The sequence below is a fragment of the Treponema porcinum genome, assembly GCF_900167145.1.
GTDB lineage: Bacteria > Spirochaetota > Spirochaetia > Treponematales > Treponemataceae > Treponema_D > Treponema_D porcinum.
The window spans coordinates 12,867-27,800 of sequence record NZ_FUWG01000008.1; the positions used below are offsets into that span (position 1 = coordinate 12,867).

Annotated in this window: 19 protein-coding genes; 17 read left to right on the plus strand and 2 right to left on the minus strand. The window is 42.9% G+C overall.

The window, feature by feature from the left end; genetic code table 11:
* The first annotated feature begins 19 nt into the window (after window positions 1-19).
* Window positions 20-550, plus strand: a complete 531-nt coding sequence (locus B5D55_RS05930; RefSeq protein WP_078933088.1) for a tetratricopeptide repeat protein — start codon at window positions 20-22, stop codon at window positions 548-550.
* Window positions 547-945 (plus strand): hypothetical protein, encoded by a 399-nt coding sequence (locus B5D55_RS05935; RefSeq protein ID WP_078933089.1) that lies wholly within the window; start codon window positions 547-549, stop codon window positions 943-945. The genes B5D55_RS05930 and B5D55_RS05935 overlap by 4 nt, the downstream gene beginning before the upstream one ends.
* A gap of 36 nt (window positions 946-981) precedes the next feature.
* Here B5D55_RS05935 and B5D55_RS05940 read toward each other — a convergent pair whose 3' ends face one another.
* Window positions 982-2,775: a glycoside hydrolase family 13 protein gene (locus B5D55_RS05940; RefSeq protein ID WP_078933090.1), complete on the minus strand. Its 1,794-nt coding sequence runs from the start codon at window positions 2,773-2,775 to the stop codon at window positions 982-984.
* Between the two features lie 60 nt (window positions 2,776-2,835).
* On the opposite strand from B5D55_RS05940, the gene B5D55_RS05945 reads away from it, so the two are divergent.
* From B5D55_RS05945 to rbr, 10 genes are all read left to right on the plus strand, one after another.
* Complete coding sequence (locus B5D55_RS05945) at window positions 2,836-3,429, plus strand: SAM-dependent methyltransferase (protein WP_078933200.1); 594 nt, start codon at window positions 2,836-2,838, stop codon at window positions 3,427-3,429.
* Between the two features lie 72 nt (window positions 3,430-3,501).
* The gene (locus B5D55_RS05950; RefSeq protein ID WP_078933091.1) at window positions 3,502-4,539 is read left to right on the plus strand and encodes a M23 family metallopeptidase; all 1,038 of its coding nucleotides are present in this window, start codon (window positions 3,502-3,504) and stop codon (window positions 4,537-4,539) included.
* A 6-nt stretch (window positions 4,540-4,545) separates the two neighbouring features.
* Complete coding sequence (locus B5D55_RS05955; protein ID WP_078933092.1) at window positions 4,546-5,109, plus strand: NAD(P)H-dependent oxidoreductase; 564 nt, start codon at window positions 4,546-4,548, stop codon at window positions 5,107-5,109.
* 82 nt (window positions 5,110-5,191) lie between these two features.
* Window positions 5,192-5,416: a hypothetical protein gene (locus tag B5D55_RS05960; RefSeq protein ID WP_078933093.1), complete on the plus strand. Its 225-nt coding sequence runs from the start codon at window positions 5,192-5,194 to the stop codon at window positions 5,414-5,416.
* Window positions 5,413-5,790, plus strand: coding sequence for a type II toxin-antitoxin system death-on-curing family toxin (locus B5D55_RS05965; protein ID WP_078933094.1), 378 nt, complete (start codon window positions 5,413-5,415; stop codon window positions 5,788-5,790). The genes B5D55_RS05960 and B5D55_RS05965 overlap by 4 nt, the downstream gene beginning before the upstream one ends.
* 32 nt (window positions 5,791-5,822) lie before the next feature.
* On the plus strand, window positions 5,823-6,128 hold the full coding sequence (locus B5D55_RS05970) for a restriction endonuclease subunit S (RefSeq protein WP_078933095.1): 306 nt from the start codon (window positions 5,823-5,825) through the stop codon (window positions 6,126-6,128).
* 50 nt (window positions 6,129-6,178) lie between these two features.
* Window positions 6,179-6,418, plus strand: coding sequence for a hypothetical protein (locus B5D55_RS05975; protein WP_078933096.1), 240 nt, complete (start codon window positions 6,179-6,181; stop codon window positions 6,416-6,418).
* Complete coding sequence (locus tag B5D55_RS05980) at window positions 6,405-6,755, plus strand: type II toxin-antitoxin system PemK/MazF family toxin (protein ID WP_078933097.1); 351 nt, start codon at window positions 6,405-6,407, stop codon at window positions 6,753-6,755. Before B5D55_RS05975 ends, B5D55_RS05980 begins: the two co-directional genes overlap by 14 nt.
* A 338-nt stretch (window positions 6,756-7,093) precedes the next feature.
* Window positions 7,094-7,468, plus strand: a complete 375-nt coding sequence (locus B5D55_RS05985; RefSeq protein WP_078933098.1) for a Fur family transcriptional regulator — start codon at window positions 7,094-7,096, stop codon at window positions 7,466-7,468.
* Window positions 7,469-7,511: 43 nt separating this feature from the next.
* Entirely contained in the window at window positions 7,512-8,168 is a 657-nt protein-coding gene (rbr, locus tag B5D55_RS05990) for a rubrerythrin (protein ID WP_078933201.1), read from the plus strand.
* A gap of 144 nt (window positions 8,169-8,312) precedes the next feature.
* On the opposite strand, the gene B5D55_RS05995 is transcribed toward rbr, so the two are convergent.
* Window positions 8,313-9,536, minus strand: coding sequence for a formylglycine-generating enzyme family protein (locus B5D55_RS05995; RefSeq protein WP_078933099.1), 1,224 nt, complete (start codon window positions 9,534-9,536; stop codon window positions 8,313-8,315).
* A gap of 576 nt (window positions 9,537-10,112) precedes the next feature.
* On the opposite strand from B5D55_RS05995, the gene B5D55_RS06000 reads away from it, so the two are divergent.
* The 5 genes from B5D55_RS06000 to B5D55_RS06020 all read left to right on the plus strand — a co-directional run bounded on the left by B5D55_RS06000 (window position 10,113) and on the right by B5D55_RS06020 (window position 14,712).
* The gene (locus tag B5D55_RS06000; protein ID WP_078933100.1) at window positions 10,113-10,748 is read left to right on the plus strand and encodes a MotA/TolQ/ExbB proton channel family protein; all 636 of its coding nucleotides are present in this window, start codon (window positions 10,113-10,115) and stop codon (window positions 10,746-10,748) included.
* Window positions 10,745-11,155 (plus strand): ExbD/TolR family protein, encoded by a 411-nt coding sequence (locus B5D55_RS06005; RefSeq protein WP_078933101.1) that lies wholly within the window; start codon window positions 10,745-10,747, stop codon window positions 11,153-11,155. The genes B5D55_RS06000 and B5D55_RS06005 overlap by 4 nt, the downstream gene beginning before the upstream one ends.
* A 3-nt stretch (window positions 11,156-11,158) precedes the next feature.
* Entirely contained in the window at window positions 11,159-11,572 is a 414-nt protein-coding gene (locus B5D55_RS06010; RefSeq protein ID WP_078933102.1) for an ExbD/TolR family protein, read from the plus strand.
* A gap of 1 nt (window position 11,573) precedes the next feature.
* Window positions 11,574-12,206 (plus strand): energy transducer TonB, encoded by a 633-nt coding sequence (locus tag B5D55_RS06015; RefSeq protein WP_078933103.1) that lies wholly within the window; start codon window positions 11,574-11,576, stop codon window positions 12,204-12,206.
* Between the two features lie 88 nt (window positions 12,207-12,294).
* Window positions 12,295-14,712: a TonB-dependent receptor plug domain-containing protein gene (locus tag B5D55_RS06020; RefSeq protein WP_078933104.1), complete on the plus strand. Its 2,418-nt coding sequence runs from the start codon at window positions 12,295-12,297 to the stop codon at window positions 14,710-14,712.
* The last annotated feature ends 222 nt before the right edge of the window (window positions 14,713-14,934 follow it).

The window sequence follows — 14,934 nt, forward strand, 5'->3', positions numbered from 1 at the left end:
GCGGCAAGGTTGGTGTTTTATGGTAGAGCGGGTTGATGTTTTAAATGAAAGGGCTATTCAGCTTGCACGCGCCGGCTCTGTAAAAGAAGCGCTTGCGTGCCTTACACGCGCCATTACAATAGAAAAAAACAACTATCTTTTGTGGTTCAATCTTGGAATTACGTACCGGGATGCCGGAAATCTTGCAGAGGCGCGTAAGGCTTTGGAGAAGGCGTACGAAATCTGCGAAGAGGATGAAGATGTTGTAGAAACGCTTGCGCTAATCTGCTTTGATATGGGAAACTTTGAGGACGCGCTTGTATATTGCCGCGAAGGACTTGATTTTAACGTTCAAAATCCGCACCTGTGGAATACTACGGGAGTTGTGTATTTTAACCAGAAAAAGTATGAAGATGCAGCAGAAGCGTTTGAAACGGCAGTCATGCTTAATCCGTATTATTACGATGCGCTTTTTAATTTGCGCGATACGTACGAAGAACTTGGAAATAGTAACGGTGCGGCGGATGTTGCAGCGCGTATGAAAGAAATTGAAAAGGCTGGTGTAAAATGAAAGGCGTTTTTGTCGTTACGGAAGTCAATGAAGACAGGATTATGGTTTCGCCGTATCAGGAGGGCGGTTTTTCTACAGGGAAGACTGTCCTTTCACGCATAGAAGTTATGAATCCTAAACGTTTTAATATTGAAGAAGGAACTAAAGTTTCCATAGGATTTTCAAAAGGACTTGAGAACGTTCAGGGAGTATGCACGCTTGTTTTTCCGGTTTTGTGCTGTGCACTGGGACTTTTCCTTTATCCGAAGGCGGTTTCTGCGTTCGGTATGGAGTATTCGGAAATTGCAAGGTTTGTTTTCGGGGCAGTTATGTTTCTGTGTGCGTTTGCAGTCGTAATAAAACTTACGCGCTGCTCCTACACGGTTATTACACCGCGAATTACGGGGCTTTGCTGATTTTTGCGCGTATTTTCAAACTTTACTTTTTTACCGTTATTGTATCAGACGGTACATAAATCCGTCGTCCAAAAGCATTCCGTTTTCAAGTTTTTGTGAAAGAAGGACAGTTCCGTCATTTCCGATATTTACTGGTTTTTCGCTGCAGTTTACGATGACTTCGATTTTTTCGCCGCCGTTTTCTGCCGTTTTTGTATAGCGGATAAGCCGTTTTGTACCGTCAGCATTTTCGTTTCCGTAATTAAACTGAATGATGCTGCTTCTGAGTGCCGGATGCGTTTTCCTTAGCAAAATCAGTTTTTTCATAAATGAAAGCGTTTCGTCAAAACGACCTGCCTCTATTTCTTTCCACGGCATACACCTGCGGTTATCAGGGTCGTTTCCGCCTTCAAGCAGTATTTCCGTGCCGTAGTAAATGCACGCCGTTCCCGGAACGGAAAAAAGCAGTGCGAGTGCCTGTTTTGCCCGGTCTGCGTTGCTTTCAAAACGTGTAATCATCCTCATTGTATCATGGCTGTCCATCTGATTGAAAAGGACTCTGTTTGTCTGCCGGCTGTACATTGAATAGCAGCGGTTTATGGCAAATTCAAAATCTTTTGCATTTGTATGACTGTCTTCGCAAAAACCAAGGATTGCATTCTGCAGCGGATAGTTCATTACAGAGTCAAATTCGTTTCCGCGAAGCCACGGCTGTGCGTTGTGCCAGATTTCTCCTATAAAGTAAAAGTCTTTTTTTAGCGCAAGCATTGCCTTCCGCATTTCCTGAACAAAAAGATGCGATACTTCATTTGCAACGTCCATACGGATTCCGTCTATGTCATAATCCCTGACCCATTTTTCGCTTACGCCGATAAGGTATTCGCGGACTTCTGGATTATTCGTGTTCAGCTTGGGCATAAAGTCTGCAAAGGCAAACGAAAAGTATTTTTTATCCCAGGAATTGTGCATTTTCCAGTAATCTTCATGAAGTTCAAAGTTAAAGTCGTTTATCATAAACCATGAAGCGTATTTTGAGTTCTGCCGGTTTTTAAGTACGTCCTGCCATGCAAAAAAATCCCAGCCGCAGTGATTGAATACGCCGTCAAGAACGATTTTTATTCCGTGTTCGTGAGCTTTTTTTACAAGTTCCCGGAGAGTTTCGTTTGTACCGAACGATTCGTCAACTGTAAGATAGTCTTTTGTGTCGTATTTATGCTGGGAACGAGCCTGATTTATAGGCGTCATATAAATTCCGGTAATTCCAAGCGACTGAAGATAGTCCAGCCGGTCTATAATTCCCTGAAGGTTTCCGCCGTAAACATCGTTCCACCCTGCCTTTTCACCGTATTTTCCCCACGGCTTAAGACCTTCCGGCTGAAAACTGCTTTTTCCCCGGCAGAAGCGCGACGGAAAAATCTGGTAAAATACGGCAGATTCTGCCCATTCGGGAGTACGGTTTACGTCTGCCGGATTCATCCACGGAAAGGTAAAGCAGCCTGTAAAATCCCGAATCCGGCTGAACTGTTCTTCCGTGTAAAAGCCAGTTTCAAGGAAATACGCCGTTTCGCCTTGAGATTCCATCGAAAAGAAATAACGGCAGCGTTTTGCAGGCGGAGTTACCGTCGCGCTCCACAAAAAATGTTCCTGAAGTTCGCGGCGTTCGGTCATTTCCACACAGTTACTTTTCCATATAAATTCACCGTCGTGCCTTTCGCCGTTAAAAGGGTCTGCCCAATGCAAAAAGACGCGCTCAACGTCTTTTCCAGTTTTAATAGTAATTTCCAGATTGTTGTTATCCAGCGGATAACAGAAAGCATCAAATGCCTGATGATAGATAGCAGATAAATTCATTCAATTACTCTACCATTATTTTTGGTAAACTTCTATAAAAAAAATCCCGAAAATCAAGATATGGCGAATAATTACGAAAAACCTGACTTCTGGTCACGGAAAGCATTTTCTGAAGGATATCCGGCGCGTTCGGTGTATAAACTTCAGGAAATTGACCAGCGTTTTGGAATGATAAAGAAAAACGGCACGGTGCTTGATTTAGGTGCTGCGCCTGGCAGCTGGACTACGTTTCTGCTGCGTAATATCGGCGAGGGCGGAAAGGTCGTTTCCTGCGATTTAAATCCGCTTGCAAAATCTGTGCGGGCTGATAACCTGACTTTTTTGCAGGGAGATTTGAATGATGCGGAAATCCGTAATAAAATCCGTGAACTGGGGCCTTATGACCTTGTTGTGTGCGATGCAGCGCCCCTTACCACTGGTAACAGGACTGTAGATACTGCACGTTCCCAGCAGCTTGTAGAAATGGCTGTCTGGTATGCAAAGGCAATGCTCAAGCAGGGCGGTAATTTTGCGGTAAAGATTTTTCAGAACGGAGACCAGCAGATGTTCCTTAAGGCTCTGCGTGAAATTTTTACGACTGCAAAAGGATTTAAGCCGGAAGCATGCCGTGCAGAATCTTTTGAAACGTATTTAGTTGGAATTTCTAAGAAATAAAGGTATACTATGTTGCAATTTGAGAGATATAAAAATAATTATTTCATAACAAAATTGAAGAATTTTTATTATATGATTTTTAGGACTCGTGTAAGACGGATTATCATAACATCTCTGGCGGCGTTTGCAGTCGGTACAGGCGTAACATCACTTTCTCTTATTGCAGTAGATAAATTCAGCGTAAAGAACGGCGTGGGCGGTCTTGAAACTGCCGGTGTTCCAGAATTCAAGGAATCAGATTTGGACAGGGCAGAAGCCCTTTCTTCTGCGGGGGAACTGTCTGAAATTTCTGCGGACTTTGTAAGCGATGCCGGTGCAGATAACCTTGATTCTGCAGCTGCCGTTTATTCACAGGATTCTTCTTCCGAAGAACTTGAACTTTGCTATTACACATACCGCGTAAAAAAAGGCGATATGATAGGCTTTATCGCCGATTCGTTCAACATTACGCAGGATACTATCATAAGCGTAAACAACATTCATCAGTCGCGCCTTTTGCAGATAGGGCAGTACCTTAAAATTCCTTCTATGCCGGGAATTATCTACACCGTGCGTAAAGACGGCGAAACGGCAGAATCCATTGCAGAAAAATACGAAGTCAGTGCAGAAAAGTGTGCAAGGGTAAATTCGGTTGCCGTAAGTGCAAAACTTCCTGCCGGTGCTGCCGTTTTTGTTCCTGACGCACAGCTTGACTGGGTTACGCGCCAGGAAATTAACGGAGATTTATTCCATAAGCCGATTCGGGCGCGCTACTGGCTTTCTTCCTATTACGGATGGAGAAGTTCTCCGTTCAACGGAAAGCGCTCCTACCATTCTGGCGTTGATATGGCATGCCCTACGGGAACTTCCGTATATGCGGCACTCGGCGGAACAGTAACGTCTGCCGGATTTAACAACGTATACGGAAATTACATAATCATTACGCATCATTCCGGCTATAAAACTCTGTACGGTCATCTTAGCGCAATTCTTGTTACGCGCGGCCAGTACGTAGACACGAATACCCGCATTGGACGTGTAGGAAGTACAGGAATGAGTACAGGCCCGCACCTTCATTTTACTGTTTATAAATTCGGAAAGACCGTTAATCCTTTGGGATTGTGGAAATAACGGTTTATGAGCGTACTTTTTGTAAATGCCTGCGTCCGTTCCGGGTCAAGAACGAACCGTCTTGCGCGTTATTTTCTTGAAAATATTTCCGAAAAGGTAGAAACGGTAAACCTTACGGAAGAAAATATTTTGCCTTTGGACGGAGCGCGCCTTTGCGAGCGCGATTTGCTTTTGAAAGAAGGCAGGACGGACGCGCCGCTTTTTTACCACGCACGCAAGTTTTCCAAGGCTAATACAATTGTAATTGCAGCACCGTTCTGGGATTTATCTTTTCCTTCGCTTCTTAAACTGTATCTGGAAAATGTTTCTGTTTCTGGAATTACGTTCCGGTATGAAAACGGCCGGCCGGTCGGACTGTGCAGGGCGGAACAGCTTGTGTATATTACTACAGCCGGCGGTCCGATGTTTTCTGATTTTGGATTTTCATACATAAAGACTCTTTGCAATGTTCTTTTCGGCATAAAAAAAACTTTCTGCTTTAAGGCGGAAAACCTTGATATTGATGGCGCAGATATAGAATCTCTTTTAAAAGCGGCGGAAGAAGAAATAAATCACTTTTTTGCCCGGTAATTATTTTGTTCATTTACTTCTTAAACTTTCTATAAAAAAGTGGTATATTTATAAAAGGCATTTGAAGCAGAGGAGGAGAAATATGTTTGCTACTACAGGAATAATTCAGGGAAATACAGTTCTTACAAATGATTATTCTCTTGAGCATTATAACGGCAGAAAAGTTATAATTACAGTACTTGACGAAGATTTTTCGGCTGGCAAAACAGAAAAAACTTTTCAAACAGTTTCAGACGAAACCCTTCTTGCCGCTTCCGATGCCCTTATAAATCAGAATATGGAAGCATACAGAGAACTTGCAAAATGATTTTCTTTGATTTAGAACAAGTTATGAATTTGCACAGTTCTCTTATTGCAAAAACTGGCGGAATGGATGGAATTCGGGATAAAAATCTTTTGGATTCCGCCTTAAAATCTCCGTTTCAAACTTTTAGCGGAAAAGAACTTTATCCGAGTATTTTTGACAAAGCCGCTCAATTATGTTATTCGTTAGTTGAAAATCATCCGTTTGCAGATGGCAATAAAAGAACAGGAGTTCATCTGACTTTGTTATTCCTTCAACTGAATGGTGAAAATATCAAATATACTCAAACTGAACTTATAGATTTTGGACTTAGCATTGCCTCTGGAAAAATGAATAAGGACAACATAAGAGACTGGCTTTTAAATCATAAAAAATAATTTGTTTCTTATAAGATAATATCGCATTAAAAATGGGAAGTTCTGAATTCCATGTATTCAGAATAAAACCTGGCTATTCGACAGAATTTGTATTTGATTATTTGAATCGAGCAGAAATTCGTAATGAAGCTCAAAAAAATATGACTGGTGCAAGTGGTCATCGTCGTGTTCCTATTGCTTTCTATGAAGAATTAATAATCCCCGTTCCCCCTCTAGCCGAACAGCAGAAAATCGTCGCCCAAATTACCGCCCTTGAAGAAAAAATCACCGCCGCAAAACGCACAATGACAGAGTGCCCAGAGAAAAAGCAGGCAGTTCTGGACAAGTGGCTTAAATAATGTTTTCTGAATGTTAGTAATTGTGATATATTATTAAGAGGAGGTTCGTTATGACTGTAACATTACAAAATGTTGATGTGCCGTTTCTTGAGGTGTTAAAAAGTCTTGTAAAATTGCGGAAGAATGTAGTGATTCAGGAAGTGAACGATGATGATAAAGAAGTTTCATCGGAGGATCATATAAAGCAAATTAATGCAGTATACGATAAAGTAGATTTAAAAGAACAGACATTTACCTGCGATGCATCAAAAGCGGCTGTTTGGGAGATGATTAAGAATGACACGTGGTGAAATATGGCTTGTAGACTTTGGCGTGCCTTCTGGAAGCGAAGCTGGTTATCGCCGTCCTGCTGTTGTTATTCAAAACAATGATTTTAATAAAAGCAATATCAGCACTTGTATTGTGGTTCCATTGACAAGCAATATGATTCTTTCGGAATATACACCAAATGTTATTGTTCCTAAAAGTGATTCCGGTCTGTCTAAAGATTCAGTTGTGGTAATTCCTTTGGTTACCACTGTAAATAAATTTGCACTTATCGAAAAAATGTCCGTGATGCCGAAGTCATATATGAAAAAGATAAGTGCTGGGATTATAAAAGTTCTTGAATTAAAAGAAGGCATGTAAACTATTTCTTATTCTTTTTATACACAAACCGAAATGCGCAAGGGATAGTAGCGGCGGCGAAGCCGTTCCGTAGCGTAGCGGAGGAATGAAGCACGAGAGTGCGTAACCGCGAATAGCCCGACCCGAAGCGAGCCTGTTTGCAAAGCAAACTGCGTGAGCGTAGGGATGCGCCCAAAATAGAAAAGGAAAAAGTTATGGAAAACGAAGTCATAGAATCACAGCATATTGAGCTAAAGCGGATTGGCAAGTAAATGAAAAACTAAAACTTGACAGGGTTATTAAATTCTCATAAAATTAGAATTATTCTAATTCTAATAGAATTGAAATTCGGAGGTACTATGACTAAAAATGCCGAGTACATTCTGGAAATTATCAATAATTCCAAAAATCATCCGACTGCGGAGCAGATTTTTCTTCTTCTGAAGGAAAAGAACGAAAAAGCGGTTCTTGCCACCGTGTACAACAATCTTTCGTGGCTCTACGGGCAGGGGCTTATCCGCAAGATTTCCGCAGAGGGAAATCCGGACAGGTACGACAGGACGGAACGGCACGATCACTTGATATGCAGGTGCTGCGGCAGAATTACTGACGTAATGCTGGGTGATTTAACGGCAGAATTGCAGGCGCAGCTGGGAGTTCGTATGCTTTCGTATGATTTACGAATGAACTGCATCTGCCCGGACTGTCAGAAAAAAAGCAATAATGCTCCGTAGCAGTGCGGAGTAAAATAAAAATAAATGAATGGAAGGAACTATTATGGCACAGTGGAAATGTAAAGTATGCGGACACATCTATGAAGGTGACAGTCTGCCGGAAGGTTTTGTCTGCCCTGTATGCAAGCAGCCGGCTTCGTCTTTTGTAAAGGTTGAAGAATCTGCAAGTAAATATGCAGGAACAAAAACAGAGAAAAATCTTGAAACGGCATTTGCCGGGGAATCACAGGCACGCAATAAATATACATATTTTGCGTCAGTAGCTAAAAAAGAAGGATTTGAGCAGATTGCTGCGCTTTTCCTTGCTACTGCTGACAATGAAAAAGAACACGCAAAAATGTGGTTCAAGGAACTGGGCGGAATAGGAAATACTGCAAAAAATCTTGAAGCGGCTGCTGCTGGTGAAAACTATGAATGGACTGATATGTACGACGGCTTTGCAAAAACAGCAGAAGAAGAAGGATTTAAGGAGCTTGCTGAAAAATTCCGTATGGTTGCTGCAATTGAAAAACGCCACGAAGAGCGTTACCGCGCGCTTTTAAAGAACGTAGAAACGGCTGCCGTTTTTGAAAAGAGTGAAGTAAAAGTGTGGGAATGCCGCAACTGCGGACACATTGTGGTTGGAACAAAAGCGCCGGAAGTTTGCCCGGTATGCAGTCATCCGCAGAGTTATTTTGAAGTTCACGCAGAAAATTACTAGATTTTAGGAAACACTGAGTAAATCCTATTGAGGATTTTTCAGTGTTAATCTTGAATGCACCTTAAAAATCCGGCTGACTTTTACCGGTAAGAAAATGCGCAGGAAAACGGAATGTATTTTTCCTGCGCATTTTTTTTATGCATTTTAGTTTTTTCCGAGTTCGGAGGATGAATTGTTTTTAGGAATGTTCTGCGCGATACGGAAACCGAATGCAAGTCCTACAAGGGAGCCTCCTTTGTTGCCGGAACAGCGGCTTCCTACAATTTCATTCAGGTGGTCTCCGCCGCGAAGCACACGAGCCGTAGAAAATTTATACGAAGAACCATAAGGTAAATCATAATCAAAACACCATTCAGGAACATTTCCTGACATATCATAAAATCCAAGGTGATTCGGAAGCTTTCCGCCTGATAAATGCATTCTTCTGCCGGATATGCTTTTTCCAGTAAGTTCAGAAAGTTTTTCATTTGTATCGTCTTTTTTTGTTGCTGTTGAACTAGGTCCGTTCAAAGCACTGTTTCCTCTCTGCCAGCAGTATTCATTCTGTCTTGTTGATATTGGAAAATCAAGGTTGTTCATTTTTTCTGTTGCAGTTGTATCGATTGCAGAGCCTGTTTCATCTCCTGAAACATTGCGGCCGGAAATAAATCCGCCGTCTGTCTTTTTTCGCGCGGCATATTCCCATTCTTCTACATAAGGCAGGCGAAATCCGTCTGCACTTTTATTTACATACGGATTGTCAACCTGCCCCGGTTTAATTGCATAATTATTTAAGTCGTCAAATGGAGTTCCTGTTGAATCCCGAATCGGCGTTTTAAATTCCGGGTCAGTGCAGTATACAGGTGAAAGTCCGCACATTTCGCTAAGTGCATTGCACCAGACCATAACGTCACGCCAGGTAAGACGGCATACCGGCATTTCAACCAGTTTAGGTTCACTTCCGGGATCTGACATATTATTTTCTTTTTCAACTTCGCCATACACGCCTTCAACGCCTTCGTTTACTATCGTATACCCCTTATTCTTTGCCCATTGCAAAACTGCATACCAGGTATTGTAGCTTGTTTCGTAGCGGGCAAGTGAAAATTCGTTTACAGTCGTCCTGTAGGGAACTTCAATCAAATCTTCGCCTAAAATGATTTCGTCAGTGTTGCCGCCTCCTGTAAGATGAACGTCAATCATAACGAAAGATGCCGTGCTGTATGCGCCTGGAATAGTTATCGTTCGGTTTGCCGTAGAAACTGCATTTCTGGCAAGGGAGCTTTCTTCGTCCTTTACCGGCCATAATTCATTTTTGCAGGAAACAGCCGGAATCAGCGCCAGGAAAATTAAAATAAGTGTGTGTATAAATTCAGTCGTTCTTTTCATTTCAGTGTATCCTTCCAGACTATTTTATCACGTGATTTGGAATTTGTCTTTTATTCGTACAAAAAAATCTGCCTGATAAAATTTTGTTTTTTCAGTTCTGTAAGAAAATCATGCCTTTTTTTACTATTTGGCGCATTTTACGGTAACAGATTTCCGTTTTCCGCGTGTTCAAATCTATGAATAGCTATTCAACAACAGGACATCAGTCCTTTATTCACAAGTTCGCGTTGTGAACTTCCTCATTGACTTTTTATGGGAGGGTGTAATAAAAACTTTGCCTGAAATGGCGTCAAAGTTTTTATACACAAGTTCGCGTTGCGAACTTCCTTATTGACTGCTGTTCCTCATTTCATTGCGGAACAGCGTAAAAAGTCAAATCGGAAGTTGAAACTTCCTCATTGACTTTTTATGGGAGGGTGTAATAAAAACTTTGCCTGAAATGGCGTCAAAGTTTTTATACACAAGTTCGCGTTGCGAACTTCCTTATTGACTGCTGTTCCTCATTTCATTGCGAAACAGCATAAAAAGTCAAATCGATTGTTGAAACAATCTTCTTGACTTTTTATAGGAGTATGTATGAAAAACGGATTTAGTGTTATTGAGCTTTTTAAGCTGGGCGGACCATTTATGTGGATTTTGCTTTTGTTCAGCATTGCAACACTTGCAATTATTATCGAGCGGTGCGTCTACATTTTCTGGCACGACTGCCGCGTAGACAGCCTTAGCGATTCTGTAAAAGCGCTGCTGGTTCAGGGAAAAAAGCGCGAGGCAGAGCAGATGCTTTCCTCGTTTTCTCATAAAAAGACGGCGGCATCAATTCTGCTGTGCCTTTTGGAAAATGCGCGCTACGGAGAAAGCCGTATGGAAAAAGCGGCCGAAGCAGAGGCGCAGGAACGCATCCGCCGTATGGAAAACGGCTTCAACTATCTGACTGCGCTTTCTTCACTTGCGCCGCTTACAGGTTTTCTTGGTACTGTTTCTGGAATGATAGGCGCATTCAAGTCCATTGCAGAGGCTACCGACGTAAACGCACAGCTTGTTGCCGGCGGTATTTACGAGGCGCTCATTACTACTGTATTCGGTCTTATTATTGCAATCGCGGCGCTTGTTGCGTATAACCTGCTTGTCCAGAAAATAGATACGTTCGCTGCAGAAACGGCACGGTCAATCAATGATCTTATTCCGGAACTGATTGAGGCACAGGCAGTATGATAAAGCGTTTTATGAAGCATCCGGTCGATGATGCCGGAAGTTCAGGCTCGCTTCAAGATTTGTCGTTCCTTCTGATTGTTTTTTTTATTGTAATTGCCGGCTTCAACGTGAACAAGGGATTTCTTCTTCACCTTCCGTCAAAGGAAAAGCCTGTCATAGTCCGCACGGACGACCTTATGAAATGCGCCCTTAATGCAGATGGCTCTCTTTCTGTAGACGGAAAGCCTGTTGCGGTAGAAGAACTTGCAGATGTTGTGGCAGAAAAGAAAAAGAGCTGGCCGAATATGACATTTCTTCTTACGATTGATGCAGAAACGCCGTATCAGAATGTAATCAACGTTATATATGCGGTGCGGAATACGGAAGTGGATAATTTTTCGTTCAGAATGGCGGAACATACGGAGTAAGTTATGGTTTCATTAAAGCAGAGGCGCAGAAGACCCAGCATTGCTACTTCATCAATGTCAGACATCGGATTTCTGCTGCTGATTTTTATTATGCTGATTTCTCTTATGAACCAGCGGCATGAGGAGCATATTGAATACTCCGAGGCAAAACAGTTTGAAAAGACGCAGGCGGAAAATAATTTTGAAATATGGATTCAGCGGGACGGTACGATTTCCGTTGATAATGAGTGCGTGAGCCTTGAAATTCTTGAAGCACTTGTAGTTTCTGCAACAGCGGAAAATCCTGACGTCCGCGTTCATATCATTGCGGACAAAAATACTCCGTACAAATTTGTGGACAGTGCTGTAGGTGTTCTTCAGACGCTTCAGCACCGCACGGTAAGTTTTGTCGTAAAAGAAGAATCAGGGGGAGTTTGAAATGGAGTCGAAAAACAGTTTTTTTGACCTTGCTGTAGAACAGTACCAGACGTGGTCAAAACCGGCGTTTTTCCTGCTTGTAGTTTTTATTCATCTAGCTGTTTTTCTTTTGGGAAGCCGTGCGCCAAGGCAGACGGTAACTGAACCTGATTTTACGGAAACAAAACTTTTTAAGCTTGTTGATGTTCAGGAGTATATTCCGCCGGCACCAGTACGGAATGTGCGTGCCGCTTCGGAAGACGAACCGCCTAAAGAAGCAGAACCGCCGGCTTCGGAAAACGTACAGGAGTCAGACGACGAGCCGGAAGAAGAGGCGGCTTCTAAAAGCGAGGAAGAGTATGTTCCGCAGCATAAAATTTCTGCAAAGCCGGTATTCCCTGCACGGAAAATCCTTTCCAGACTGGAATATCCGGCAATGGCAAAAAAGCAGGGAATAGAAGGTGTTGTTCTTCTTGAACTGTGCATAGACAAAACAGGAAAGATTCGGAAAATTACCGTCCTTAAAGACCCAGGTTACGGCTTTGCAGAATCGGCAGTAAAGGCAATGACCGGCGTTCAGTGCGTTCCGGCATTGATAAACGGCGAGCCATGTGCCGTGCGTTTCCGCTATCCGGTAAGGTTCAAGCTGAGCTGAAAATTAGTGAAAACCTATGGAAATCACTGAAAACCAATGGAAATTATATTGCGAATAAATATATAGAATAAAAAGAAGAGGGATTCTTATGAAAAAAATCAAGCGCATTTTCGGGCGCACTTTTATAGAATGCGGCGCACGCGTTATGCTTTGCGCGGCAGTTTTTATGTCTGCAAGCGGATTTTCCTATGCGCAGGAGACTGTCGGTTCTGCAAATGCGGACGCTTCTTCACCGCTTGAACAGCAGGAAGAAGCAGACGATGAGGATTATGACGACATAATGGAAGGCGAAGGACTTACGCTTGAATCAAAATCTGACCCTGCAAAAGAAGCCGTAAGCGGCGTTTCCGTCGTTATGACAAAGGAAGAAATGCAGACGACTTCGCAGATTGGTCTTGTTGAGGACGTAATGTCTTCCGTAAGCACAATGCCGGGCGTTTCCTATTCCGGCGGATGGGAGTCTGAACCGTCTATACGCGGCGGCTATCCGCGTGAAATGACTACAGTTCTTGACGGCGTATACCTTCTGTTTCCCTGGCACTGGGGCTGTGCGTACTCAATTTTCAATCCGCATATGGTAGACACGGTAAAAATGTCGAACGGCGTTTTTTCTTCCCGGTACGGAAGGGCGCTTTCAGGACTTATGGAAGTAACGACCGTTCAGCCTGAACCGGGCGAATTCCACATTGACCTGAACATCACCACGATTGCAACCGATATGTTCGCCCAAATTCCTCTTGGCAAAAAAGCAGGTCTTTTTGTCGGCGGAAAATGTACTTATATGGAAGGATATATCGGCGCGTTCCGTGCGCTTACTACAAGCGATGCCACCGATATGATAAAAAAAGTTCCGTATATCCGCGACTTTTTTGCAAAGGCGTATTTTAATCCGACTGATGAACTCAGCTTTACGCTCAGCGGATTTTTCGGAAGCGACGGAATTTCCCTTTCTACAGACGAAACGGACGATGGATTTCGCGAAACGTCTGATTTTGACTACGACATTTATCAGGGATTTACAAGCCTTAATATGAAGTGGCTTGTAACGGATGATGTTCAGATTCATGCGCTTGCTTCCTATAATTTTCTTGTTGAAGACCTAAAAATGGAAACTTCTGCAGAAGGTGAGCAGAAATATAACGATGATTTTATCGCACAATACGGACATCTTCTTGATGAAAATTCCCGGGCAGCAAAAAAATATTACCTTCAGAAGCAGACCGACTATATGTCAGAAAAAATTACTGACCACATGTTCCAGGGAAAACTTGAAAGTGACATACAGATTCCCGGCGGAAGTACGATTGCATTCGGTGCGGAAGAAGTTATGTCCAGAAGCGATGCCGACGACAAAATGGATATGTGGATTGAACAGAATATTTCTGGAAATCCGTACCCTGACTTCCGCCGTACAGAAGCCGGAATCAGTTCCCGCGGAACAAACTGCCTGAACAGCGCAGGATTTCTCTTGTGGAATTTCGGAGGAAGTACATCAGTCCTTTCCGGCGAAATCGGCGCGCGAGTAGACCACCTTTATATATGGAACAGCGACGACTGGTTTGACCTGAATACAAAACCTGTCTTTAATCCGCGTGCAAGCGTTCAGTTTACGCCGTGGCGGAACAAAGGCATTCTTGAAAAGGCAACGTTCTCTGCCGGCTCAGGAATTTTCTCAAGCGTTCCTCTTGAAATGATGATGGTAGAAAAGAAAATGAACGTTGACGAAGACGATGTAGCACCTAACCGTGCAGTATTTGCCGTTCTTGGAACAGAAGTTCAGCTTGACGGCGGCTGGAACTGCAAGCTTGAAGGTTATTACAAGCATTATCTTACGCGCCTTTACATCGTTACGGACGACAGAAATCCTGTTGATGTAAAATACATTGCAAAAAGCGACGGTGAAGGCTATGCTTACGGCTTTGACCTTATGCTTGAAAAAAAAGCCGGCGGATTTGCTGACGGATACATTTCCTATTCGTTCGTAAACGCACGGTATAAAAATCCGTTTGCACCTCTGTATGACGGTCAGACTTCAACGTATGACGATCCGCTTGACGAATGGTACTACCCGAGTTTCCACCGGTTCAATACGCTTAATATCGTAGCAAACCTTCACCCTACGTCACACTGGACGTTTACCATAAAGGGAACGCTTGCTACCGGTACTCCGAAAAAAGACGAAGGAGACATTTATTGCTATCCGGTAAAACTTGATGACGGAACTGTAATTCAGCGGTATACAAGAAGTTCGTTCTACAGCGATACGCTCCGCACGCAGATTTCCTGCCCGGTTGATATCCGCATAGGGTACAAAAACAAGCTTGGAAAGACGCGCGGAACGTGGGAATGGTACGTAGGTGCGGAAGATATTTTCCTTAACCTGTACACTCCAGAAGGAAGCCGTCAGTTTGACCGCAGAACAGGCGAAATGAGCGACCAGAAAACAAGTGCCGACTTCAATATTGGAATTCCGATGATTTCAACCGGCTGTAAGTTCAGTTTTTAGGAGATTTTATTTGTGAGTGCGTGCTGAATTAAGCTAAGGAAACACTGAATAAATCCTAATGAGGATTTTTCAGTGTTAACCTTGAATGTAGCTAAGTTTGATACAGGATTTTCTATTTGATACTATGTTTATAAACTAAACATTTTTCGGAAAAGCTGAAAGTGGAAAAAAACGAACTTACGCGACAATGCAAATTCCGTAAAATTTACAGGCACTGCCCTT